Source organism: Pseudarthrobacter sp. PS3-L1 (assembly GCF_030063285.1).
Taxonomy (GTDB): Bacteria; Actinomycetota; Actinomycetes; order Actinomycetales; family Micrococcaceae; genus Arthrobacter.
The window spans coordinates 539265-563062 of the sequence record NZ_JASISU010000002.1 but is presented as its reverse complement, the minus strand read 5'-3'; the positions used below and the strand labels follow the sequence as shown (position 1 = coordinate 563062).

Genomic DNA, 23798 nt, shown 5'->3' with positions numbered 1-23798 from the left:
GGACACCCCCATGAGCGGCCACGGCGCACCCACTATTGACCTCAGTACACTCACTCCCGAAACAGCTGGCAGCCTTCGGCTCGCAATAGTGGCCGCAAGCTGGCATACCGAGATCATGGACGGGTTGGTGGCTGGTGCACTTCGTGGCGCTGCAGACGCTGGGATCGCCGACCCCGTGGTCCTGCGTGTACCGGGGGCCTTTGAACTTCCTGTCGCAGCGGCACGGCTCGCCCCGCACTTCGACGCTGTGGTGGCCCTGGGCGTCGTGATTCGGGGCGGTACCCCGCACTTTGAATACGTCTGCCAGGCGGCGACGGACGGCCTCACGGAAGTGAGCGTCCGCACTGGTACCCCTGTCGGTTTTGGTGTACTCACCTGCGATACCGAGCAGCAGGGACTGGACCGTGCTGGGCTGCCCGGCTCAAAAGAAGACAAAGGACACGAGGCAGTCACAGCCGCAGTGGCAACGGCTGTGCTCCTGCAGCCCTTCAGCTGACCTCCCGCCAAACCGGGTTGGGAACGAGTCTCGCCGCGATGGTGGGGTGCAGGAAACCTGGGAGACACCCTTTGTTGGCGAACCACACGCTACGTGGCCTCCCTCACATCAGCAAGGTGTTGCGGGCTCCAAGAGGCAGGGCTGCCCCAGTACACAGTAGGCTTGTGCAGTGAAGAATTTCGAGACACTGTTCGCTGAACTGAGTGAAAAGGCGGCCACGCGGCCGGCTGGCTCCCGCACTGTTGCTGAACTAGAGTCCGGCGTGCACGGCATCGGCAAGAAAGTCGTCGAGGAAGCCGCGGAAGTCTGGATGGCCGCAGAGTATGAATCTGATGAGGAAACAGCTGAGGAGATCTCCCAGCTGCTCTATCACCTTCAGGTGCTGATGCTGGCCAAAGGTCTCACCCTGGCGGATGTTTACAAGCATCTCTAGCCCCTGCTGCGAACTGCGTACGGCCATCATGCCGGACCGGTCGACCAGGTGTTACCTGAGTTCCTGTATCCCGCCCCCACCCCTGAAATGAGACAACCATGCTGCGAGTAGCAGTTCCCAATAAAGGTTCCCTCTCCGAGGCAGCTTCCGCCATGCTTTCCGAGGCTGGCTACCGCCAGCGCCGTGACTCACGTGAACTCGTCATGGTTGATCCAGACAACGACATCGAATTTTTCTTCCTGCGGCCCCGGGACATAGCCGTGTATGTAGGCCAGGGAACGCTCGACGTCGGCATCACCGGCCGCGACCTGCTGCTCGATGCTGAGGTCGAGGCGGACGAGTTGCTGGAGCTTGGTTTTGCTGCCTCGACGTTCCGGTTTGCCGGACCCGTGGGTGACTTCACATCGGTTGACCAGCTTGAGGGCAAGCGGCTTGCGACAAGCTATGACGGGCTGCTTCGCGGCTACCTCGCCGAGCGTGGCATCAATGCATCTGTTGTCCGTCTGGACGGTGCGGTGGAGTCCTCCGTGCGACTGGGTGTGGCTGACGCGATCGCAGACGTCGTGGAAACGGGAAACACCCTGCGGGCGGCAGGGATGGAAATCTTCGGCGAACCCATTCTGCATTCAGCATCCGTCCTGATTGGCCGCAGGGGAGAACGAAACCCTGCTGCCGAGGTCCTTATCCGTCGATTGAAGGGCGTCCTAGTAGCCAGGCAGTATGTGCTGATGGACTATGACATCCGCAAGGAACTTGTGGAAGCCGCTGCGGCACTCACGCCGGGACTTGAGTCTCCTACGGTGTCACCGCTTCGGGATTCCGACTGGGTGGCCGTGCGTTCCATGGTTCCCAAGCGCGATACCAACCGCATCATGGATGAGCTCTACGACCTTGGCGCGAGGGCTATCCTGGTCAGCAGCATCCACGCCTGCCGTATCTAGAGAGGTCCTTCCATGCCTGTAGCTGTTCGCGTTATTCCCTGCCTGGACGTCGACGCTGGCCGCGTGGTCAAGGGCATCAACTTTGAAGGCCTGCGGGATGCTGGCGACCCCGTGGAGCTTGCCCATCGCTATGACACGGCGGGCGCCGATGAGTTGACGTTCCTCGACGTCACGGCGTCGTCCGGGAACCGCGAAACGACTTTCGACGTCGTTCGACGCACCGCAGAGGAAGTCTTCATTCCCCTGACGGTGGGTGGCGGTGTCCGCGGTGTCGCCGAGGTGGACAGGCTCTTGCGCCACGGCGCTGACAAGGCCTCCATCAACACTGCTGCTGTCGCTAGGCCAGACGTCATTGACGAGATCACACGACACTTTGGCTCCCAGGTGCTGGTGCTTTCCGTGGATGCCCGCCGGACGCGACCCGGATCAGCACCCACTGCGTCTGGATTCGAAGTGACGACCCACGGCGGCAGGCAGGGAACTGGGATCGACGCCATTGCCTGGGCCCACGAGGCTGCCGAACGCGGCGTAGGCGAGATCCTCCTGAATTCGATCGACGCTGACGGAACCAAGGACGGGTTTGACTTGGAGCTGATCCGGCGTGTGCGTGCTGCGGTGAAAGTTCCCATCATCGCCTCGGGCGGTGCTGGCGAGCCGGCGCACTTCCCGCCCGCTGTTGCAGCCGGTGCCGATGCTGTCCTTGCGGCATCCATTTTTCACTGGGGACCAGACAACATGATGCAGCAGGTCAAAGATGCCATCCGCGAGGCGGGATTCCTGGTCCGCTAGCGCCGGGTGGGGACTACAGTCCTACTTCTGCTGACTGCAGAAGGGCTACTGCGTCCGGCTGTCCTTCGAATGTTACGAGGGCGTTCTTAGTGCGGCCGTGGGCGTGCATCAGGAGCTCTCCGGGCTCACCGACAATCGCCACGGACACGGGTGCACGCTTGGCGACATGCCGGGGGCCGGAGGGGCGAACGAGGACAATTCCAAGGTCCACGCCTCGGTAGAGGATGGCTGCGCGCTTGATCAGGTCATCCCAGAGTGCATCGGAGTAGGCTTCGTCGAGTGCCCGTGGCGCCCAACGTTCGGTCGCCCGGCGGACATCCTCGGTGTGCACAAAGTACTCGATCAGGTTGCTGCTCTCATCCACCGCCCGGATGCTCATGGGGGAGTAGCGCGGCGGCCCAGCGCGAAACGTTGTGATCAGCTTCGTATATTCAGTGGGACTTTCCAGCTTCGTGGCGAGTTTGTCGGTCGCCTTTTCCGTTGCCTTGGCCATGCTCTTGAAGATAAGTCCCAGTCCAACAACGGGTTTGCGCTCACGGAGGAAAAGGTGCGCAGCCAGATCCCTGGTCTGCCAGCCTTCACAGAGCGTGGGGGAATCGGGGCCGGCTGCAAGGAGCGTTTCGGCCAAGACTTCTCGGGACGGATCGACGAAATTCATTACTTGAGAAATTAGCACGAGACGGCACCCGATGCGCAGTGAATCGCCGGGTGATTCGGCGTGTGGGAGACCGAGAGGGGTGTTGTGCATGCAGGCACTAGACTTGATGTGATGTCAGATCAGCCCGCTCCCGCCCCCATCCCGCTCCCCGACGCGATTGTGTCGGCACTCAAGCGTGACGCCGCCGGCCTGGTCGCCGCCGTCATCCAGCAGTTTGATACCCACGAGGTGCTCATGCTCGGCTGGATGGATGATGAAGCCCTGCGGCGAACCCTTACGTCAGGCCGCGTGACGTTCTACTCACGTTCCCGCCAGGAGTACTGGCGCAAAGGCGATACGTCCGGCCACGCGCAGTGGGTAAAATCCGTTGCCCTCGATTGTGACGGTGACGCGCTCCTGGTTCAGGTGGATCAGGTGGGGGCCGCCTGCCACACCGGGACGCATACGTGTTTTGACGGCCGCGCACTGGATGCTGTCACCGGACACCGGGCCTCCTAGCTTTCACACGACAGCGGCTACTGCCGCGCCTCTGGCTCAGTCCCACGGACAGCAGACAAAGACACCCCAAGACAAGAACAGGCGGAGAACCACAGCCATGCAGGACCTTGGAACCATCAGCCCCAGCCTGGAAGAGTTCCGTGAACTTGCCGCCACCCGACGGGTCATCCCTGTCCGACTGAAAGTACTCGCGGACACCGAGACTCCCATCGGCCTGTACCGCAAGCTTGCCAACGGACAGCCCGGTACCTTCATGATGGAATCTGCCGCTGTTGGCGGCTCCTGGTCCAGGTACTCCTTCATCGGCGCTTCATCCCGGGCTACCCTGACCACGGAGCAGGGTTCGGCCCACTGGCTCGGCGAACCGCCTGCGGGCGTTCCGACGTCGGGCAATCCGGTAGACGCGGTGCGCGACACGATCGAGGCGCTGCGGACGGAACGGTTTGAGGGACTTCCGCCCTTCACCTCCGGACTGGTGGGATTTTTGGGCTGGGAGGCCGTCCGGCACTGGGAAAAGCTGCTCAGTCCGCCTGAAGACGACCTGCAGCTACCCGAAATGGCGCTGAACCTGGTCTCTGACATGGCTGTCCACGACAACATGGACGGCACCGTGCTGTTGATTGCCAATGCGATCAATTTCGACGGCGGCACCCACGGCGTGGACGAGGCATGGGCTGAAGCCGTCGCGAGGGTTCGGGCACTCCTGGCGAAAGTTGTGGAACCCCTGCGGCATCCGGTCTCCGTCATCGACGCGGCCACAGTCGATTTTGCAGCCAGCGTACGGGAACGCTGGGACGAAAAGGAGTACCTTGCTGCGCTGGACCGCGGCAAGGAGGCAATCGTTGACGGCGAGGTCTTCCAGGTCGTCATTTCGCGGCGTTTCGAAATGGACTGCGGTGCCTCGGCACTGGATGTCTACCGGATTCTGCGCACCACCAACCCCAGCCCCTACATGTACCTTTTCAGCTTCGAGGACGCACAGGGCCGGGAGTTCTCCATTGTTGGGTCGTCTCCAGAAGCGCTGGTGACGGTAACGGGCGAGGACGTCATTACCCATCCCATTGCTGGATCGCGTCCCCGGGGTAAAACGGTCGAGACTGACAAAGCCCTGGCCGAAGAACTCCTTGCAGATGAGAAGGAGCGCTCAGAACACCTGATGCTGGTTGATCTTTCCCGCAATGACCTCTCCAAGGTCTGCGTCCCCGGAACGGTTGATGTCACGCAATTCATGGAAGTAGAGCGCTTCAGTCACATCATGCACATGGTCTCCACGGTGGTGGGACAGTTGGCGCCTCACGCCACTGCCTACGACGTGCTCCGGGCAACATTTCCTGCTGGAACCCTCTCAGGCGCCCCTAAACCGCGTGCACTCAGGCTGCTGGATGAACTCGAACCGCACCGCCGCGGCGTTTACGGCGGCGTGATCGGGTACCTGGACTTTGCCGGAGACATGGACATGGCCATCGCAATCCGCACGGCCCTCCTCAAAGATGGACGAGCCTACGTGCAGGCCGGCGGCGGCATTGTTGCAGATTCAAGCAATCCAGCCGAAGCGCTGGAAACCGTCAACAAGGCCGCGGCTCCCCTTAGGGCCGTCCACGAAGCCAGTTCGCTGCGGACTGTTTCGCTGCGAGCCGTGGAGGAGATTCGATGAGCACGACCGGCGCTAGCGCACCGCGCACTGCGACACCGGTTTGGGCACGAAAGTCCACAGTGGTTCTGGTAATGATTGTGCTGTCGTTGGCTGTCTTCTTCACCACCACGCAGACCTGGTTGACGGTGCAGCTGGACGCCAGCGAGTTGGGGCAGAACCTGAGTACCCAGAATGCGCTGACAGTCCAGGGCAGCAAGGCCGCGACAGCTGTCACTGCACTTGCACTGGCTGCACTTGCTGGTGGGATTGCCGTGTCGATCGCAGGAAAGATAGCGCGCTGGATTGTCTCGGCCATCATTGTCGCGGCAGCAGCCGGGATCATCGGTGCCGCTGCAACAGTGTTGGCTGACCCCCTCGCTGCAGCCCAGGGATCCATTGCAGCGGCCACAGGCGTCTCCGGTGGAACCGCAGACGTCAGCGTTACGGTGTTCCCTGTCCTGGCCGTTGTGGCCGGTGCACTCCTGGTGGGGTCAGGTGTGCTTGTCATCCCGGCGGCACGCTATTGGAAAACACGCACCCGCTACGACGCCGCAGCCACGCGAGTCAGTGCCGACGCCGGACCAGTGGATGAGATAGACAGCTGGGACAGGCTGTCACGCGGAGATGACCCCACCTGAGTCCAAGCGGGAGCGGCGGTGCCCGGTCCGGCCACGAAAAATGGCAGAATATAAGCAGTATTCGTCCTGAGGAGATTCACAATGAGCAAAGCCCCTGTTTCCGCATCCACGTCCAAAGGTGCCGCAAAGGAATTCCATGGCGTTGACCACAGCCAGGAACTCGGCCACGGTAACAGCCCGGCCGCGTGGACGTGCGTCATTGTCATGCTGGTGGGCGCACTCATCTGTTCTATCGCATTCGTCATTGCCAACACCCCCATTTTTATCGGTGGCGCTGTGGTCATGGTGATCGGCCTCATCCTTGGTTTTGTCATGCGTAAGGCCGGCTACGGCGTTGAGGGCCACAAGCTGAAAAACACCGGCCACTGATGTCCACAGTTCTCGATGACATCAATGCCGGTGTCCGGGAGGACCTGGCCAGCCGGCGGCGCCTTGTCTCCCTTGCTGAGATCACCGAGCGGGCGGCCCAGGCTGCTCCCGCACGTGATGCGTGGGCCGCGCTTGGCGGACCGGACGCCGTCCGTGACAACCTCGCCGTGATTGCTGAGATCAAACGCCGTAGTCCTTCAAAAGGCGATCTGGCCAGCATCGCCGATCCGGCATCCCTGGCTGTGCAGTATGCCGACGGCGGTGCAGCGGTCATCAGCGTACTGACTGAGCAGCGCCGCTTCGGCGGCGCACTGGCCGACCTCGACGCCGTCCGGGCGAGAGTGGATGTGCCCCTGCTCCGCAAGGACTTCACCGTTGATGAGTACCAACTGTTTGAAGCGCGGGCACATGGGGCGGACCTGGTCTTGCTGATCGTCGCTTCGCTCTCGGATTCCCAGCTGAACGAATATACCGAGATCAGCCACTCGCTGGGAATGAACGTCCTCGTCGAAACCCATACGCCCGAGGAAATCGAACGGGCTGTTGCTGCCAGAGCCCGCATCATCGGTGTTAATGTCCGGAACCTGAAGACGCTCGACGTCGACCGTTCCGTGTTCGCCACACTCTCAGGCCTCATCCCGGCAGAGGCGCTGATCATCGCCGAGTCTGGCGTCCGTGACGCAGCCGACGTTGAACACTACGCCGCGCATGGCGCCAATGCGGTCCTGGTGGGTGAGGCACTGGTCAGCCACGCAACGCCGCAGGAACGGATTGCGGAGTTCATGGCCGCCGGTGCGAGCGGGCGGGTTTCCCGCGGCTGAGGACAGCTTTTCGCCGAGCCCTGAGGGCAGGCGGCAGTGCTTCAATTCTCGAATTTCTTCCGATCAACTTTATTTCGATCAATGATGAACAGGACGGTGGGACCGATGGTCGATGCACCCTCAACCAACACGGACAACAACCCGGCAGATGCCTTTTTGCAGGGGGCACCGTCGCTGAAGAACGCGCCGGGACCCTACTTCGGCAACTACGGTGGGCGATGGATGCCTGAATCGTTGATCGCTGCCCTGGACGAACTTGAAGATACGTTCAACAAGGCCAAGGCTGATCCGGAATTCCTCGCGCAGATTGCCGATCTGAACAAGAACTACTCTGGCCGTCCCTCGCTGTTGACAGAGGCGAAGCGGTTTTCCGAGTACGCCGGCGGTGCACGGGTATTCCTCAAGCGCGAAGACCTCAACCACACAGGATCACACAAGATCAACAACGTGCTGGGCCAGGCACTGCTGGCAAAGCGCATGGGGAAGACCCGCGTGATTGCCGAGACGGGCGCAGGCCAGCACGGTGTTGCGAGTGCCACGGCGGCTGCGCTGCTGGGCCTTGAGTGTGTTGTCTATATGGGTGCGGAGGACTGCCGCCGCCAAGCCTTGAATGTCGCCCGCATGCAACTCCTCGGCGCGACAGTTGTGCCCGTCACCAGCGGATCCCAGACCCTCAAGGACGCCATCAACGATGCCTTGCGTGACTGGGTCAGTAACGTGGACAGCACCCACTACCTCCTTGGTACTGCTGCCGGCGCCCATCCTTTCCCGTCCATGGTCAGGTTCTTCCACCAGGTCATTGGAGACGAAGCACGCAGCCAGATCCTCGAGCAGGTCGGCAAGCTTCCCGATGCCATCTGTGCCTGCGTGGGCGGAGGGTCGAACGCTATCGGGATCTTCCACGGCTTCCTCGACGACCCATCCGTGAAGATCTTCGGCTTTGAGGCTGGCGGTGACGGCGTAGAGACCGGTCGGCATGCAGCCACGATCAGCCTGGGAAAGCCTGGAGTGCTGCATGGCGCCCGTTCCTACCTGATGCAGGACGACGACGGCCAGACAGTCGAGTCGCACTCCATCTCCGCGGGACTGGACTACCCCGGTGTTGGTCCGGAGCATGCCTACCTCTCCGACATTGGCCGTGTGAGCTATGAGCCCATTACGGACACAGAGGCGATGGATGCCTTCAAGCTCCTGTGCCAGAGCGAGGGGATCATTCCTGCCATCGAGACAGCCCATGCGCTTGCCGGGGCCATCAAGGTTGGCCATCGGCTCACCGAAGGGCAGGCAAACCCCCAGGACACAGTCATCATAGTGAACCTGTCCGGGCGCGGAGACAAGGACGTGGCAACTGCCGCTGACTGGTTTGACCTGCTGAACGAGGACGGCAGCGTCAAGGGAACCAACCTGTCCACCCGTGCGCCCAAGGGCCCCGCAGAACGCGCCGCCGCGCAGGAGGAAATGCAGTTATGAGTGCCACCACGTCCAGTAAGTCCGCAGCAGCCATTGACAGGGCCCGTGACGCCGGCCGGTCAGCCCTGATCTGCTACCTTCCAGCTGGGTACCCCGATGTACAGGCAACTATTGACGCTGGCATTGCCATGGCCAGAAATGGCGCGGACCTCATAGAAATAGGGATTCCCTATTCAGATCCCGTCATGGATGGTCCAGTCATCCAGGCGGCCACCACTGAGGCAATTGCCAACGGATTTAAGGTCGAGAAAGTGTTCGACGTAGTCCGGGGCATTACCGAAGCAACTGACGCAGCAGTCCTGGTGATGACGTACTGGAACCCGGTTGTCCGGATGGGCGTGGATACATTCGCCAGGCGGCTTTCCGAAGCCGGGGGAGCGGGACTCATCACGCCGGACCTCATCCCCGACGAAGCAGCTGAGTGGTTTGCCGCATCTGATTACTATGGACTGGACCGGGTCTTCCTGGTGGCTCCGTCTTCAACGCCTGAACGATTGGCTTCGACTGTTGCCGCCAGCCGTGGTTTCGTCTACGCCGTCTCCATCATGGGAGTCACCGGCGCCCGCCAGGACGTCAGTAGCAGTGCCCAACAGCTCGTTGCGGACACCCACGCCGCCGGGGCCGACCGCGTCTGCGTTGGATTGGGCGTCTCGAATTCCGGTCACGTCCGTGAAATTGCCGCCTATGCCGACGGAGTGATTGTAGGGACTGCGCTCGTTGCTGCAATTCGCGACGGTGGCGTAGACGCCGTGGCATCACTCACCCAGGAGCTCAGCACTGGACTCGAGCGGGTTGAGGCCTGACATGCACATCCTCACCACCGTCGCTGCCGTTGTGCCAACAGCGCTTCCCAGCCCCGAATGGTCGGGATTCGATATTCCGCTACCGTGGGGATCCCTTCGTATCCACGCCTACGCCCTGTGCATCCTGGTCGGAATATTTGCAGGCCTGTGGCTGACGTCCCGTCGCTGGTCCAGGCGTGGCGCGCCAGAGGGTAGCCTGTGGGACATTGTCATCTGGGCCATCCCGCTCGGCATCATTGGTGGCAGGCTCTACCATGTGGTCTCCTCGCCTGACGCGTACTTCGGGCCGGGGTTCGACGGAACCGGTGATCTTTCCCGCATTCCAAGGATTTGGGAGGGCGGCCTGGGGATTTGGGGCGCTGTTGCCCTTGGTGCCCTCGGAGCCTGGATCGGTTGCCGCCGCGCCGGTGTTAAACTTTCAAGTTTTGTCGACGCCGCTGCACCTGGCCTCCTGTTGGCGCAGGCGTTGGGTCGGTGGGGCAATTACTTCAACCAGGAACTCTTTGGGGGGCCCACCACACTCCCGTGGGGCCTTCAGGTTGACGAGGTCCATGTTCCGGCTGGCTTCTCGGCTGACACACTGTTTCACCCCACCTTCCTGTACGAGTCGCTGTGGAATGTCGTGGGGGTCGTGATCCTCTTGGCCCTGGACAGGAAGTTCAGCTTCCGTCGTGGCCGTCTCTTTATGCTCTACGCCATGTACTACACGCTGGGACGGGTTTGGATCGAGGCGATGCGGATTGACGATGCCGAACAGATCAGCCTTTTCGGGATCACCACCAGGCTCAACGTCTGGACCAGCATTGCCGTTTTCCTGGCAGCACTGGTGATCTTCATCCTGGTAGGCCTTCGTGGCCGTCCTGTCCCGGACTCGGTCTACCTGTCGGGACGCGAGCCCGAACCATCGGCAACCAGTGCTTCGGCACCTGATGCCGCCGTGCCCGTGGCGGCTGGGTCTGCGCCGGCTGCGGCTGAGGCTGCGCCGGAAAGTCGCTCGATTCACCGGCAGGCGGAGTCCGCGCCGGAGAACGTCGGCGACGATTCCTCGGAGACCGGCCAGCTGCGCGACCCTGGAACGGTGGACACGAAGGATCCTAAGCGTCCGTAGGGTGGACGTTTATGTCTCAGATAGTGAATGCCGTGCTAGTGTCCCCGTAGTCAAAAAACTGTTCAGCCGCCACGATTGGCCGGGCAGCAATGGTTGCGGGGGCACACCTACCTCTCCAAGTGACTGCCACACTGAACCCCAGTTGTCAGCTATTTCCTGACCCGCAGCAACTACCTGTTTCATCCCAGAGGCAGGACGGGCCCCTTGCCGATATCCAGGCTGGGTCCTCGCCACAGTGTTGTGGCAGCGGGAAAGTTCGTCCAGCATATTGCGGCTGGTCGGGTGTACCGGTTGGTGGGCCGGCGTAACTGTTCGTTGCGTGAGTCCCGCTGGCCTACAATTCCAAGTAACTAACACTTTGTTGTGCCCGTCACACCGGCGCGCTGAGTGGGGCCAACGTTGTCCCTTCCATACGCACGATTAGGAGGAAGGACGTCTCCCATGACCAAAGCTCTTCACACTCCCAACTGGTCCGAATCGCAGCAGCCTGAACAGGTAGTTTCTCCGTTCACCAGGTTCGCTGCACTTCCGGAAGCTTCAGGGCTCTACAACCCTGAGCAGGAGAAGGACGCCTGCGGCCTCGCTATTATCGCGACGCTGCGCGGTGAACCCGGCTACGACATCGTCGCCGCAGCGCTGACGGCCCTTCGAAACCTTGAACACCGCGGCGCCGTCGGGGCTGATGAGGGAACCGGCGATGGTGCCGGCATGCTCATGCAGATCCCTGATGAGTTCTTCCGCGCCGTGACTGATTTTGAGCTGCCGGCGCCCGGCCAGTTTGCTGCCGGTACGGCCTTCCTGCCCGCAGAACAGCGTGAGGCTGATGCTGCGAAAGCGGGGATCGAGAGTCTGGCAGAGGATGAAGGCCTCACGGTCCTGGGCTGGCGCGAGGTCCCGATTGTTGCCGACCTTGTGGGAGCCATGGCTCGGGCCTGCATGCCGTATTTCTCACAGCCATTTTTCGCCACCGCGTCAGGCGAGCTGCTGGAACCCGCGGAACTTGATGCGCGTGCCTGGCGGATCCGCAAGCGCGCCCAGAACAAGTTCGGGGTGTACTTCCCGTCCCTGTCCTCACGGACCATTGTGTACAAGGGAATGCTGACCACCGCCCAGCTGGAGCCGTTCTACCCCGATCTCTCGGACAAGCGGTTCAAGACCAAATTGGCTATTGTCCACTCCAGGTTTTCCACCAATACGTTCCCGTCATGGCCCCTGGCCCAACCCTTCCGTACAATCGCCCACAACGGTGAGATCAACACCGTCAAGGGCAACCGGAACTGGATGCGTGCGCGGCAGTCCCAGCTTGCGAGCTCCCTTTTGGGAGACATTCCCGAGGAGCTCTACCCCATCTGCACCCCTGGCGCCTCTGATTCGGCGTCGTTCGATGAAGTCGCGGAACTGCTCTGGCTCTCCGGACGCCCCATCACGCACTCCATCATGATGATGATCCCGGAGGCCTGGGAGAACCACGCCACCATGGATCCAGCCCGGCGCGCCTTCTACGAATACCACTCGCTGTTGATGGAGCCGTGGGACGGCCCCGCTGCGGTGTCCTTCACCGACGGCACCCTGGTGGGTGCCACCCTGGACCGGAATGGCCTGCGGCCGGGACGGTACTGGATCACTGAAGACGGACTGATCATCTTCGCCTCCGAGGTGGGCGTTATCGACGTCGAGCCAGCAAAGGTTGTCCGGAAGGGACGCGTGTCGCCTGGCAAGATGTTCCTGGTGGACACGGAGGCTGGCCGGATCATCGACGACTCCGAGGTCAAAGCAGAAGTGGCAGCAGCCAACCCGTGGGCCGAGTGGGTCAAGGACAACCTGATCGACCTCAAGGACCTTCCGGAACGCGAACACGTGGTTCACACGGCCGCATCGGTGAACATCCGGCAGCGGACTTTTGGCTACACCACCGAGGAACTCAAGATTCTCCTGGGGCCCATGTCGCGCTCTGGGGCTGAGCCGCTGGGTGCCATGGGTTCGGACACTCCCGTTGCCGTGCTGTCAAAGCGGCCTCGTCTGCTCTTTGACTATTTTGTCCAGTCCTTCGCGCAGGTGACCAACCCGCCCCTGGATGCCATCCGCGAAGAGCTGGTCACCTCGCTGACCTGCGCAGTGGGCCCCAACGGCAATCTTCTGGACACCAAGCAGGTGCGCCAGCCCCAGATCGCTCTGCCCTTCCCCGTCATCACTAACGATCAGCTGTCCAAGATCGCCAATATTGAGAATTCCGACGGCGACCGAGTGGCCATGAAGGTCCGTGGGCTCTACCGCCCGGAAGGCGGAGACAACGCACTTCGTGCCCGGCTGACTGAAATCTGCGAGCAGGTGTCCGGTGCCATCAACCGCGGCGTCCAGTATGTCGTTCTCTCCGACCGCGACTCCAATGCACAGTGGGCGCCCATTCCGTCGCTGTTGCTGGTCAGCGCCGTCCACCATCACCTGCTCCGCAGCGCCAACCGGACCAAAACCGCTTTGGTGGTGGAAGCCGGCGATGTCCGCGAGACGCACCACGTGGCGGTCCTGATCGGATACGGCGCGTCCGCTGTCAACCCATACCTGGCCATGGAGTCCGTAGAGCAGCTCATCACTGCCGGTGATGTCCTGGGGGTTACCCCCCAGGAGGGCGTGAACAACCTGATCAAGGGACTGGGCAAGGGTGTCCTGAAGATCATGTCCAAAATGGGCATCTCTACTGTGGCTTCCTATACCGGTGCCCAGACTTTTGAAGCACTCGGCCTTGGCCAGGAACTGGTGGACGAGTTCTTCTCCGGTACCCACTCCCAGCTCGGTGGAGTTGGCCTCGACGTCATCGCTGCAGAAGTCCTGGCTCGGCACCGCATGGCCTACCCCGAAGGCGGCATCGAACAGCCGCACCGGCCTCTGCTGGGCGGCGGAGAGTACCAGTGGCGACGCGACGGTGAGCCGCACCTTTTCAACCCTGAAACGGTGTTCAGGCTGCAGCATGCGACGCGGGAGCGCCGCTACGACATCTTCAAGTCGTACACCAAAGGCGTAGATGACCAGTCCGAGAACCTGATGACGCTCCGCGGGCTGCTGAGGTTCAAAACCGGCCACCGCACTGCTGTGCCGCTTGAAGAGGTGGAACCCGTCTCCAGCATTGTCAAGCGCTTCTCGACCGGTGCGATGAGCTATGGTTCCATCTCGCAGGAGGCCCACGAGACCCTTGCCATCGCCATGAACCGCCTTGGCGGCAAATCCAACACCGGCGAAGGCGGGGAAGACGTTGACCGCCTCCTTGATCCTGAACGTCGCTCTGCGGTGAAGCAGATCGCTTCCGGACGGTTCGGGGTGACGAGCCTGTACCTGAGTAATGCGGACGACATCCAGATTAAGATGGCCCAGGGTGCCAAACCCGGCGAAGGTGGCCAGTTGATGGCACAGAAGGTCTACCCCTGGGTAGCTCGGACACGGCACTCGACTCCGGGTGTGGGCCTGATATCGCCGCCCCCGCACCATGACATCTATTCCATCGAGGACCTCGCACAGCTGATCTATGACGCTAAAAGGGCCAATCCCTCGGCGCGAGTCCACGTGAAGCTAGTCTCGGAAGTGGGGATCGGCACTGTGGCGTCAGGCGTCACGAAGGCCAAGGCCGACGTCGTTCTCGTGTCTGGGCACGACGGCGGTACGGGCGCCTCTCCGCTGAACTCGCTCAAGCACGCCGGTGTTCCGTGGGAACTCGGGTTGGCGGAAACTCAGCAGACACTCATGCTCAACGGACTCCGTGACCGTGTTGTGGTCCAGGTTGATGGCCAGCTCAAGACGGGCCGGGATGTGGTGATTGCGGCCCTGCTCGGTGGTGAGGAATTTGGTTTTGCCACGGCTCCGCTGGTGGTCGAAGGCTGCATCATGATGCGTGTCTGCCACCTGGACACCTGTCCTGTGGGTGTGGCAACGCAGAATCCAGAGCTGCGTTCACGGTTTACTGGGAAGCCGGAATTTGTCATCAATTTCTTCGAGTTCCTGGCGGAGGAGGTCCGCGAGATACTCGCTGAACTTGGCTTCCGAAGCCTCGAAGAAGCTATCGGCCACGCTGATTCGCTCGACGCCAAGGATGCCGTCAATCACTGGAAGGCCGAGGGCCTGGACCTTGATCCGATCCTTCACGGGCTGGAATTCGACGATGACGCACCCCGGCGCAACATGACATCCCAGAACCATGAACTCGACAAGCACTTCGACCAGCGCCTGATCAGCATGGCCACCGAAGCCCTCACGGATCGTAGTCCTGTCAAGATCGCAGTTGATGTCATCAACACCGACAGGTCTGTGGGAACCATGCTGGGCCACGTTGTGACCAAGACATTCAGCACGGATGTCCTCGCTACCGACACCATCGACATCACCCTGAGCGGTACTGCAGGCCAGTCGCTCGGGGCGTTCCTACCCGCTGGCATCACTCTGCGGCTTTTTGGTGACTCCAACGACTATGTGGGCAAGGGTCTTTCCGGCGGTCGCATCATCGTTCGACCAGACCGCGGAAACGTGTTCAAGGCCGAGCAGAATGTCATCGCTGGCAACGTCATCGGCTACGGGGCCACAAGCGGGGAGATGTTCCTCCGCGGCCAGGTCGGCGAACGGTTCCTGGTCCGGAACTCGGGCGCCACGGCAGTGGTTGAAGGAATCGGTGATCACGGGTGCGAATACATGACGGGTGGCCAGACGCTGATCATCGGAGCCACCGGCAGGAACTTCGGTGCCGGAATGTCTGGTGGCACCGCTTACGTCTTGGACCTCCACGAAGCGCAGGTCAACAAGGATGCCTTGGCACGTGGCGAGCTGCAGTTGCATATCCTCGATGCCGAAGACCGTGACATCGTTCGTGGCCTTCTGGTCAAGCACCGCGAAGAGACAGAATCACTGCTGGCGGGTCGATTGCTCGAAGACTTCGAGGACACTGCCGCCCGCATCACCAAAGTACTGCCCCGCGACTACGCCGCGGTACTGCAGACCCGCCTAGATGCCATTGAAGAGGGCCTGGACCCTGATGGCGAAGAGGTATGGTCACGAATCATGGAGGTAACCGGTGGCTGATCCACGCGGATTCTTGAAAGTGCGCGAACGGGAAACCCAGCCGCGCCGTCCTGTTCCTGTCCGCATCATGGACTGGAAAGAGGTCTACGAAGCGCAGGAAAAGGGTGTCCTGAAGGCGCAGGCCGGCCGGTGCATGGATTGCGGCGTACCGTTCTGCCACCAGGGATGTCCCCTTGGGAACCTTATTCCGGAGTGGAACGACCTCACCTGGCGAGATAAGGGCGAAGAAGCAATTGAACGGCTTCACGCCACCAACAATTTCCCGGAGTTCACGGGCAGGCTCTGCCCTGCGCCCTGTGAAGCCTCGTGTGTGCTGGGAATCAACCAGCCGCCCGTGACGATCAAGCAGGTGGAGGTATCCATCATTGATGAGGCCTTCGAGAATGGCTGGGTCACGCCTCTTCCGCCTACTCGGTTGACAGGCAAAACTGTCGCCGTTGTGGGATCAGGCCCGGCGGGCCTGGCTGTGGCACAACAGCTCACACGGGTAGGCCATACTGTCGCCGTGTATGAGCGGGACGATAAAATTGGCGGCCTGCTGCGCTACGGGATCCCCGACTTCAAAATGGAGAAGGAGCAGATAGACCGTCGCGTTGAGCAGATGAAGGCTGAAGGAACCCGTTTCCGAACCGGCGTCGCCGTGGGCACTGACGTCACGTGGGAGCAGCTGCGCAGGCGCTATGACTCGGTAGTTGTTGCCACGGGCGCCACGGTGCCACGCGACCTGCCGATTCCCGGCCGTGAGCTTGCCGGCGTTCACTTTGCCATGGACTATCTGGTGCCATCGAATCGCGTCGTTGCCGGGGAGTCCCTCGATGACCAGATTCACGCGAAGGACAAGCATGTTGTGATCCTCGGTGGCGGCGACACCGGTGCCGATTGCCTGGGTACAGCCCACCGTCACCAGGCCGCATCGGTGACAACACTGGCCATTGGACAGCAGCCGCCCGTGGAACGTGGCGGACACCAGCCCTGGCCGACATTCCCCACCCTCTTTGAGGTTGCCAGCGCACACGAGGAAGGCGGTGAGCGCAGCTACCTTGCCTCCACCGTTGAATTCGTCGGTGAAAATGGTCAGGTGACGGGCGTCAAGGTCGCCGAGACCGAATTCGTTGATGGCAGGCGGCTCCCGAAGGCTGGCACGGAACGCATCATCCCCGCCGATCTTGTCCTCCTCTCCCTCGGATTCACCGGACCAGAACCGTCAGGCATCCTCGAACAGGTCAGGGCCGAATTTGACGGGCGTGGAAACGTCGCCAGGGATGGCTACTACATGACCTCCACAGAGGGCGTTTTTGTGGCAGGTGACGCGGGGCGTGGACAGTCACTTATTGTCTGGGCCATCGCCGAGGGTCGAGCCTGCGCTGCCGCCGTCGACAAGTTCCTGATGGGAAGCACCATCCTGCCGGCTCCGGTGGGTCCCAGCGACAGGGCCATGACTGTTTTGTAGTCCGGTGGGCGCCCACGTCCAGGAATTCATCTTCTAGAAAACTTAACCACAGCACGAAACTACTAGGGTAGGTACATGAGACGCGCAAAAATCGTGGCCACATTCGGGCCAGCAATCGCAAGTTACGAGAACACCCTCGCGGTCCTTGAAGCAGGTGTCGACGTCGCTCGGATGAACATGAGCCACGGCGACTACACAGTTCACGACAGCACGTATGAGAACGTCCGCAAGGCTGCGGCAAGCCTGGGCAAGCCTGTGGCCATCATGGCTGACCTTCAGGGACCCAAGATCCGCCTGGGCCGTTTTGTTGACGGCCCACATGCTTTGGCAGTGGGCGATACTTTCACAATCACCACTGAAGATGTGCCGGGCACGCAGGAAATCTGCTCGACGACGTTGAAGAGCCTCACCGAGGACGTCAACGTTGGCGATGCCCTCCTGATCGACGACGGAAAAGTTGCGCTACGCGCCGTGGAGGTCGACGACGTCAAGGTCGTTGCCATCGTGACCGTTGGCGGCATGGTTTCGAACAACAAGGGCATCAACCTCCCCGGCGTTGCTGTGAATGTTCCCGCACTGAGCACCAAGGACGAAGACGACCTCCGCTGGGCAATGCGCCGCGGCGCGGATCTGATTGCACTGTCGTTTGTCCGGGATGCCTCGGACATCGTCCGCGTGCACGAGATCATGGATGAGGAAGGCCGCCGCGTTCCCGTCATCGCAAAGATCGAGAAGCCCCAGGCTGTTGAGCAGCTCCCCGAGATCATCGATGCGTTTGACGCGATCATGGTCGCCCGTGGTGACCTGGGTGTCGAGCTCCCCCTGGAGGAAGTCCCGATTGTCCAGAAGCGCGCAGTTGAGCTGGCGCGCCGCTGGGCGAAGCCCGTCATCGTGGCGACCCAGGTGCTTGAATCCATGATTGACAACCCTCGTCCCACACGAGCTGAAGCATCTGACTGCGCAAACGCCGTCCTTGATGGTGCCGACGCCGTGATGCTCTCCGGTGAGACAAGCGTGGGCAAGTTTCCCATCGAAACGGTCAAGACCATGGCGCGGATCATTGAGTCCACCGAGAAGCACGGGCTGGAGCGCGTTCCTCCACTGGGCACCAAGCCCAAGACCCGTGGTGGCGCCATCACGCGTGCCGCAGTCGAGATCGCTGATCAGCTGGACGCCAAGTACATCTGTACTTTCACCCAGTCAGGCGACTCTGCGCGTCGCCTTTCGCGTCTGCGCCCCATGAAGCCCGTCTTTGCGTTCACGCCGGTTGAGCACGTCTGGAACCAGCTCGCACTCACGTGGGGAATCCAGCCGGTGCTGGTCCCCATGGTGGGGCACACCGACGAGATGACTGCACAGGTTGACCGCAGCCTGCTGGAAATGAAGCTCGTGGAAGACGACGACCTGGTGGTCATCGCGGCCGGTTCGCCTCCCGGAAAAGCTGGTTCCACCAACTCCCTCAAGGTGCACAAGGTGGGCGACCTCGCCGACACCTCGCGTCACGGCGAAGAGTCCAGCAACAAGGAAAAGCTCGGTCCGTGGCCGGAAAAGAAGAAGAAGAACAAGTCTGACGCTTCTTCCTGAAGCAGCCAGCTGCTCAGCAGCTAGTAGTCAATGACGGAGGGCCCCGCGAAAGCGGGGCCCTTTGTTATGCCGTGGCGACGGCGATCGTGCCTACCTTGCCCGTCAAGGGCAAAGCGATGATAAGGAAAAGGACCCCACCATTGATGTCAACGGTGGGGCCCTATTCTGACTCTTTTTTGGTCAGTTGACCTGGTTGATGATGGTCTCCGCGACCTCGCGCATGCTCAGGCGGCGGTCCATGGAGGTCTTCTGGATCCAGCGGAATGCTTCAGGCTCCGTCAGGCCCATCTTGGTCGTCAAGAGGCTCTTGGCACGCTCCACGAGCTTGCGGGTGGCAAACTGTTCCTGGAGATCAGAGACCTCGGCTTCAAGGACCTTGATCTCCTCGTGGCGCGAGAGCGCAATCTCGAGTGCAGGAATGAGGTCAGCCGGGGTGAAGGGCTTAACGACGTAGGCCATGGCGCCGGCGTCGCGGGCGCGTTCCACGAGTTCTTTCTGGCTGAACGCGGTCAGGAGGACCACCGGTGCGATCCGGGCCTTGACGATCTTCTCCGCTGCCGTAATGCCGTCCATGACGGGCATCTTGACATCCATGAGCACCAAGTCGGGTTTCAGTTCTTCAGCCAGCTGCACGGCCTTCTCACCGTTGTCCGCTTCGCCGACTACGTCATAGCCTTCACCGCGGAGGATCTCGATGATGTCGAGTCTGATGAGGGTCTCATCTTCGGCCACCACAACACGGCGGGCCGGCTGGGACGTGGGCGTTGACTCCGTCATTTCACTCACGGGATCTCCTAACAAGGGGGACGGCATGGAGCTCACCACTGTGAGTGGGGATATCCTGCTGTGGTTGATCTGGTCTACTGCGGCGGCGCTGACGCGATTCTGGGATTCAGCCTATCTGCATGTAGAGTAATTTCGCGCACCCGAAGTAATCGCGTCGCTCACAATCCGCTGTGAGCGTACGCAGGGAGTGTGTTTTCACTCAGCCCGAGTGGCGGAATGGCAGACGCGCCGCACTCAAAATGCGGTATCGAAAGGTGTGTGGGTTCGAGTCCCACCTCGGGCACAGTGTTTCCGCAGGTCAGAGGGGTTTTAAACCTCAAAGTGTGCACAGAAGCTCGTCTTCTGTGCACACGAAGCCTAAAATTTTTGGGTATGGCCAGCATTTGGGAACGGAAAAAATCAGACGGACCCAGGTCGTTTACGGTTCGCTGGAGGAACCCCGGGTCGCGAAAGCAAGAGGAAATTACCCTCGCGACGTCGGCTGAGGTCCAGACACTGAAGCGCCTCCTTGATGCCAACAACCAATCCTTTGAGATTGCTCAGCATGCGATGGTCGAGACCCAAGCGCATGCCGTCGCTGCCGTGATCCAAGGGGACGTCGACCTTCTGGTCCTGGTCCGGCCTTCAGTTGGCACAGTGAACACGTATTAGACCATGCTGAAGCTGCACATTGCCGACGTCATCGGCCATATCCCGGTGGACAAGCTCACAACGCGCTAGCACTCAGGGAGCCGGCAGGAACCTTGGTGCACAGCGACCGGGGTTCGCAGTTTCCCTCCAACGCCTTCGTCAGGACGCTTAAAGGCAGCGGGCTGAAGAGATCGATGGGGCGTGTGCCGACAATGCCGCCATAGAATCGTTCTTCTCACTCCTGCAGAAGACCGTGCTGGATCGTCAGCGATGGTCCACGAGGGCCGATCCGGGCCGGCCATACTGACCTGGATCGAGAAAAGCTACCACCGAAAACGCCGCCAGCGGCGCCTCGGGCGGCTAACCCCGATCGAGTTTGTGACAATCAATACCGGCCTCAAGGCCGCCCAACAACGCTCAACCCCGAGAGTCAACGAAGATCCGGGGCAGTTCGATTCAGGTTCACTTTCCATGGAGAGCATCCATCAACAGTGGTTGCCGACAAGCTATGGCATCATCTGCACCACGACCGAAATCCACAACAAGCCTTCGATTGACTATGAAGCCGGGGCCCTCTGGAGGTCCGTTGATGATCCAACGCGCGTTGTTCCTTTGCTCATCGATCTTGCTCGCGAGGATGTTTCAAGGCCTCTGAAGAACGTTCAATCCCGCCTCGTCTCTCACCGTCCGTCACGGCAGTCGGTTCTGAGGACTTCACGTTTCTCGCCGAGCCCCGTACCGTACGACCTTTGGTCGTCCTCCAAGTCCCCGGACCATTCGCATTCACTCTCGGCACGAATTGAAGGATGCCTCGGATTGTCGCATCAGTGGACTACGGTTAGCAGAACAATTGGCGTTAGTTTCGAGGGGGACGTATGGATTTTGCAGAAAAACTCACGGCGTTGGCAGCAAAGGTGCGGCAGCAGCGCGAAGTAATTCAGACCGAAGAGGCCACGAAGAACGCGTTTGTCATGCCTTTCATTTCCACGATCCTGGGCTACGACGTCTTCAATCCGCTGGAGGTTGTCCCGGAGTTCATAGCAGACGTAGGCCTCAAGAAGGGGGAGAAGGTCGACTACGCCATCGTCAAGGACGGCGAAATTCAGATTCTGATCGAATGCAAGAAGTCGACGGAGCCCGTAAAGATCGAACACGCTTCCCAGCTTTTTCGCTACTTCGCTGTGACCAACGCCAGGATCGCTATCCTCACCAACGGCGAGGTGTACCAGTTCTTCACTGATCTTGACGCGCCGAACAAAATGGACGCGAAACCCTTCTTGGTCCTGGACCTGAGTGACATTGACGAGTCGCTCATCCCCGAGTTGCAGAAACTGTCCAAGGACGTCTTCGACCTCGACTCCATAATCAGTGCCGCCGGGGAACTAAAGTACATTGGAGAACTCAAGAGGACTCTGGCCGCCCAGTTTCACGAGCCGGAAGACGATTGGGTCAAGTTTCTGACGGCGCGAGTGTACTCCGGGGCGTACACCCAAAAGGTGCGGGAACAGTTTACTTCACTGGTGACCAAGGCGACGAAGCAGTTCCTGAACGACCAGGTCAATGAGCGCCTCAAGAAAGCTCTCGGGTCGCCCAGTTTTGCTCAAAATGATGAGCCTACTCTCGCGGCATCGGTCACCAGCGCGCCGGTCGCCGATGCCGATCTGGCGGTAGCCGATGGCATCGAGACAACGCTAGAGGAGCTTGAGGGCTATCAGATCGTCCGAGCCATTGTGTGCAGCGAGGTAAAGCCCTCTCGCATTGCTCAGCGAGATTCCAAGTCCTACTTCGCGATATTGCTGGACGACAACAATCGGAAGCCGATCACGCGACTGCACTTCAACCGCACCCAGAAGTACATCGGACTCTTCGGCCCGGACAAAGAGGAAACCAGAGTGCCCATCGGCTCCCTGGAAGAGATCTACGAGCACACCGAGGCGTTGCGAGCCACAGTTTCAAGCTATTTGTAAAGGCCACGACCGCATCTGTATTTTCTGCCACAAACGGACCGAGGTACCTTGGCCGCAGAGGGCACAAAGAGGGACCCCCGCCCTGCTGAGGGTCCCTCGGTACTGAAACCGTGCCGGCTGCGTTAATCGAATAAAACGCAGCCGGCTCGGAAGCTCTTAGGCTAGCGCCGCCTCCCGCGCCTCTGGGCTGGGAATCCTGAATAGACCGCAGTGCGATATGAAACAAAGGTTTTCGGGATGCCCAGTATGTGCGCGGTCCGCCTATTTACGATTCCCGGTGATAGCAGTTGTGCGGGCCAGCGAGCCAGTTTACTTGCCCTTCCTGCATTCGGCGTTCTATTGAATTGAGCTAGATGAAAGCCCGAATTAGCTCAACGTGTCGGCAAGCGAGGCTTGGGCGTGCCTAAACGAATCTTTTTGGGTGGTGCCCATGCAGAGCAATTAGAAGCCTGAATGTAGTAAGTCGTGGGCCAAGGCGTTCCGGGCCTCAGCTGCGCTGGATCCGGGAAAATCAACAGAACTGAGCGTGGCCAGAGTGGATCGGGCAGGGCTTCAATCCAAGCGTGTTGAACATGGTCGAAACGATTCCACCGGATCATTATCCAGGATCGTGTGGGTTGGAGGGAATCGACGCTCAGTACCGTGACTTCGGCTGTAATGCGGTGCGCTAGCTTTGCCTCGTCGAAGTGTGTCCACTGTTCGATTGCCGCTGCTGTCCAAAAACGAAGCCGGTGAAGTCGCGCCAACCATATTGCGCCGGCAGTAGTGATGGCCAGGAAAAGGCAAACGCGGTCGCTTGCAGCAGCATGGTTGGAGGCCAGCTGTTGGCCATAGAGCCCAGAAGGTAGGTGACACATATAGAGAGGGCCACGCTAGTCAGAACCAACGCAGGTGTCGCAAGCTTCGGCTTCAGCACTGGGTTTGCATCCATGGACTACCTTCTCGACCAGTTTAGATTTGCCAGCCGACATCGATAAGCCGGTCTTCCCACGTAATCGGGTCTTCAGGCAACTTCGAAGCCTGCCGGTAACTGGCAACCTATAGAGCCGCTTGGTCAACAAGGCGGCATGTTTCCGGGGTAGTCCAGTGTTTGCAGGAGCTGGAACCCGGTTCGAGTCCCACCTCGGGCACAGTGTCGTCCACACTCAGGGGCTTGAGGCCCCTGAGTGTGGACAGAGCATTCCCTGATAGGCCCCTGCCGGGGCTTTTTTTGTTGGTTCTGATGGCGGAGGAGGAAGACTGCTGAACCCGGTGGGAGTTACGCGTTGGGCGAGTGCCTGAAACGTTTGTCACCCGGCCCGCGGACGTACGCCCGCGGCGATCCGAGTTCCGGGCCCTGGATCCATATCGGCATTTCAGCGATCCACCCCGCTGTCCAGAAGCCCAGGGCGCCTGCGCCCCTCATGATGGCCTCGCCACCGAGGATGCCTGCAATGAGAAGAGGCAGCGTGATCCCAGTAATGACCACGCTCAGACCGAGGATACTTAAGATGTTCCGGGTCTCACCTTCAAAGTTGTCGCTCAGGTAACCAAGAAGGTAACCACCGCCGATCATTCCGACCATCGAAACGCAAAGGATGGATGTGACTGTCTTGATGAAGTCATCGCTGAACCGGTAGGCCCCGATCATGGGCCTTTTTGGACTCGCTTTGAATCCCGGCGAATC

At 60.6% G+C, this 23798-nt stretch carries 20 protein-coding genes, 1 tRNA gene and 1 pseudogene; 19 read left to right on the top strand and 3 right to left on the bottom strand.

All coding sequences use genetic code 11. The features are described from left to right. Positions 1 to 10 precede the first annotated feature (10 nt). The 4 genes from ribH to hisF all read left to right on the top strand — a co-directional run bounded on the left by ribH (position 11) and on the right by hisF (position 2659). Positions 11 to 496, top strand: a complete 486-nt coding sequence (gene ribH / locus QMG79_RS06995; protein WP_283537844.1) for a 6,7-dimethyl-8-ribityllumazine synthase — start codon at positions 11 to 13, stop codon at positions 494 to 496. A 169-nt stretch (positions 497 to 665) separates the two neighbouring features. Next, positions 666 to 929, top strand: a complete 264-nt coding sequence (locus tag QMG79_RS06990) for a phosphoribosyl-ATP diphosphatase (protein WP_283537843.1) — start codon at positions 666 to 668, stop codon at positions 927 to 929. A gap of 98 nt (positions 930 to 1027) precedes the next feature. Beyond that, positions 1028 to 1870, top strand: a complete 843-nt coding sequence (gene hisG / locus QMG79_RS06985) for an ATP phosphoribosyltransferase (RefSeq protein ID WP_283537842.1) — start codon at positions 1028 to 1030, stop codon at positions 1868 to 1870. 12 nt (positions 1871 to 1882) lie between these two features. Then, positions 1883 to 2659, top strand: a complete 777-nt coding sequence (gene hisF / locus QMG79_RS06980; RefSeq protein ID WP_283537841.1) for an imidazole glycerol phosphate synthase subunit HisF — start codon at positions 1883 to 1885, stop codon at positions 2657 to 2659. A gap of 13 nt (positions 2660 to 2672) precedes the next feature. Here the strand turns inward: hisF and QMG79_RS06975 are convergent, their stop codons facing one another. Further along, positions 2673 to 3317, bottom strand: a complete 645-nt coding sequence (locus QMG79_RS06975; RefSeq protein ID WP_283537840.1) for a TIGR03085 family metal-binding protein — start codon at positions 3315 to 3317, stop codon at positions 2673 to 2675. Positions 3318 to 3428: 111 nt separating this feature from the next. On the opposite strand from QMG79_RS06975, the gene hisI reads away from it, so the two are divergent. From hisI to pyk, 11 genes are all read left to right on the top strand, one after another. Further along, positions 3429 to 3815: a phosphoribosyl-AMP cyclohydrolase gene (gene hisI, locus QMG79_RS06970; RefSeq protein WP_283537839.1), complete on the top strand. Its 387-nt coding sequence runs from the start codon at positions 3429 to 3431 to the stop codon at positions 3813 to 3815. A 97-nt stretch (positions 3816 to 3912) separates the two neighbouring features. After that, on the top strand, positions 3913 to 5469 hold the full coding sequence (locus QMG79_RS06965; RefSeq protein WP_283537838.1) for an anthranilate synthase component I: 1557 nt from the start codon (positions 3913 to 3915) through the stop codon (positions 5467 to 5469). Next, positions 5466 to 6086 carry a Trp biosynthesis-associated membrane protein gene (locus QMG79_RS06960; protein WP_283537837.1) on the top strand — a complete coding sequence of 207 codons (621 nt, stop codon included), beginning with the start codon at positions 5466 to 5468 and terminating at the stop codon, positions 6084 to 6086. The genes QMG79_RS06965 and QMG79_RS06960 overlap by 4 nt, the downstream gene beginning before the upstream one ends. Before the next feature lie 81 nt (positions 6087 to 6167). Then, complete coding sequence (locus QMG79_RS06955; protein ID WP_283537836.1) at positions 6168 to 6455, top strand: HGxxPAAW family protein; 288 nt, start codon at positions 6168 to 6170, stop codon at positions 6453 to 6455. After that, entirely contained in the window at positions 6455 to 7276 is an 822-nt protein-coding gene (gene trpC / locus QMG79_RS06950; protein ID WP_283537835.1) for an indole-3-glycerol phosphate synthase TrpC, read from the top strand. The genes QMG79_RS06955 and trpC overlap by 1 nt, the downstream gene beginning before the upstream one ends. Before the next feature lie 105 nt (positions 7277 to 7381). Continuing rightward, positions 7382 to 8746, top strand: a complete 1365-nt coding sequence (trpB, locus tag QMG79_RS06945; protein ID WP_283538036.1) for a tryptophan synthase subunit beta — start codon at positions 7382 to 7384, stop codon at positions 8744 to 8746. Beyond that, positions 8743 to 9549 (top strand): tryptophan synthase subunit alpha, encoded by an 807-nt coding sequence (gene trpA, locus QMG79_RS06940; RefSeq protein WP_283537834.1) that lies wholly within the window; start codon positions 8743 to 8745, stop codon positions 9547 to 9549. The genes trpB and trpA overlap by 4 nt, the downstream gene beginning before the upstream one ends. 1 nt (position 9550) lies before the next feature. After that, positions 9551 to 10657, top strand: a complete 1107-nt coding sequence (gene lgt, locus QMG79_RS06935; protein WP_283537833.1) for a prolipoprotein diacylglyceryl transferase — start codon at positions 9551 to 9553, stop codon at positions 10655 to 10657. 441 nt (positions 10658 to 11098) lie between these two features. After that, the gene (gene gltB / locus QMG79_RS06930; protein WP_283537832.1) at positions 11099 to 15715 is read left to right on the top strand and encodes a glutamate synthase large subunit; all 4617 of its coding nucleotides are present in this window, start codon (positions 11099 to 11101) and stop codon (positions 15713 to 15715) included. Continuing rightward, positions 15708 to 17165 carry a glutamate synthase subunit beta gene (locus QMG79_RS06925; protein ID WP_283537831.1) on the top strand — a complete coding sequence of 486 codons (1458 nt, stop codon included), beginning with the start codon at positions 15708 to 15710 and terminating at the stop codon, positions 17163 to 17165. The genes gltB and QMG79_RS06925 overlap by 8 nt, the downstream gene beginning before the upstream one ends. Positions 17166 to 17240: 75 nt before the next feature. Continuing rightward, positions 17241 to 18749 (top strand): pyruvate kinase, encoded by a 1509-nt coding sequence (gene pyk, locus QMG79_RS06920; protein ID WP_283537830.1) that lies wholly within the window; start codon positions 17241 to 17243, stop codon positions 18747 to 18749. A 180-nt stretch (positions 18750 to 18929) separates the two neighbouring features. On the opposite strand, the gene QMG79_RS06915 is transcribed toward pyk, so the two are convergent. Then, a complete protein-coding gene (locus QMG79_RS06915; protein ID WP_283537829.1) occupies positions 18930 to 19535 on the bottom strand; it encodes an ANTAR domain-containing response regulator in 606 nt (201 codons plus the stop codon). A gap of 202 nt (positions 19536 to 19737) precedes the next feature. Between QMG79_RS06915 and QMG79_RS06910 the strand changes: the two genes are divergently transcribed. The 4 genes and pseudogenes from QMG79_RS06910 (at position 19738) to QMG79_RS06895 (ending at position 22132) form a co-directional block, all read left to right on the top strand. Further along, a tRNA-Leu gene (locus tag QMG79_RS06910) sits at positions 19738 to 19818 on the top strand. An 89-nt stretch (positions 19819 to 19907) separates the two neighbouring features. Further along, positions 19908 to 20186, top strand: coding sequence for a hypothetical protein (locus tag QMG79_RS06905; RefSeq protein WP_283537828.1), 279 nt, complete (start codon positions 19908 to 19910; stop codon positions 20184 to 20186). Positions 20187 to 20245: 59 nt separating this feature from the next. Then, positions 20246 to 20573: pseudogene (locus QMG79_RS06900) on the top strand (IS3 family transposase); the annotation flags it as partial. Positions 20574 to 21040: 467 nt separating this feature from the next. Beyond that, positions 21041 to 22132: a type I restriction endonuclease gene (locus tag QMG79_RS06895; protein ID WP_283537827.1), complete on the top strand. Its 1092-nt coding sequence runs from the start codon at positions 21041 to 21043 to the stop codon at positions 22130 to 22132. Positions 22133 to 23390: 1258 nt separating this feature from the next. Here QMG79_RS06895 and QMG79_RS06890 read toward each other — a convergent pair. Continuing rightward, the gene (locus QMG79_RS06890) at positions 23391 to 23762 is read right to left on the bottom strand and encodes a hypothetical protein (protein WP_283537826.1); all 372 of its coding nucleotides are present in this window, start codon (positions 23760 to 23762) and stop codon (positions 23391 to 23393) included. Between the last annotated feature and the right edge of the window lie 36 nt (positions 23763 to 23798).

Excerpts from the sequence above, each read along its gene's own strand:
- ribH (WP_283537844.1), top strand. The coding sequence starts at position 11 with ATGAGCGGCCACGGCGCACCCACTATTGACCTCAGTACACTCACTCCC.
- hisG (WP_283537842.1), top strand. The coding sequence starts at position 1,028 with ATGCTGCGAGTAGCAGTTCCCAATAAAGGTTCCCTCTCCGAGGCAGCT.
- hisF (WP_283537841.1), top strand. The coding sequence starts at position 1,883 with ATGCCTGTAGCTGTTCGCGTTATTCCCTGCCTGGACGTCGACGCTGGC.
- QMG79_RS06975 (WP_283537840.1), bottom strand. The coding sequence starts at position 3,317 with ATGAATTTCGTCGATCCGTCCCGAGAAGTCTTGGCCGAAACGCTCCTT.
- hisI (WP_283537839.1), top strand. The coding sequence starts at position 3,429 with ATGTCAGATCAGCCCGCTCCCGCCCCCATCCCGCTCCCCGACGCGATT.
- QMG79_RS06965 (WP_283537838.1), top strand. The coding sequence starts at position 3,913 with ATGCAGGACCTTGGAACCATCAGCCCCAGCCTGGAAGAGTTCCGTGAA.
- QMG79_RS06960 (WP_283537837.1), top strand. The coding sequence starts at position 5,466 with ATGAGCACGACCGGCGCTAGCGCACCGCGCACTGCGACACCGGTTTGG.
- QMG79_RS06955 (WP_283537836.1), top strand. The coding sequence starts at position 6,168 with ATGAGCAAAGCCCCTGTTTCCGCATCCACGTCCAAAGGTGCCGCAAAG.
- trpC (WP_283537835.1), top strand. The coding sequence starts at position 6,455 with ATGTCCACAGTTCTCGATGACATCAATGCCGGTGTCCGGGAGGACCTG.
- trpB (WP_283538036.1), top strand. The coding sequence starts at position 7,382 with ATGGTCGATGCACCCTCAACCAACACGGACAACAACCCGGCAGATGCC.
- trpA (WP_283537834.1), top strand. The coding sequence starts at position 8,743 with ATGAGTGCCACCACGTCCAGTAAGTCCGCAGCAGCCATTGACAGGGCC.
- lgt (WP_283537833.1), top strand. The coding sequence starts at position 9,551 with ATGCACATCCTCACCACCGTCGCTGCCGTTGTGCCAACAGCGCTTCCC.
- gltB (WP_283537832.1), top strand. The coding sequence starts at position 11,099 with ATGACCAAAGCTCTTCACACTCCCAACTGGTCCGAATCGCAGCAGCCT.
- pyk (WP_283537830.1), top strand. The coding sequence starts at position 17,241 with ATGAGACGCGCAAAAATCGTGGCCACATTCGGGCCAGCAATCGCAAGT.
- QMG79_RS06905 (WP_283537828.1), top strand. The coding sequence starts at position 19,908 with ATGGCCAGCATTTGGGAACGGAAAAAATCAGACGGACCCAGGTCGTTT.
- QMG79_RS06895 (WP_283537827.1), top strand. The coding sequence starts at position 21,041 with ATGGATTTTGCAGAAAAACTCACGGCGTTGGCAGCAAAGGTGCGGCAG.
- QMG79_RS06890 (WP_283537826.1), bottom strand. The coding sequence starts at position 23,762 with ATGATCGGGGCCTACCGGTTCAGCGATGACTTCATCAAGACAGTCACA.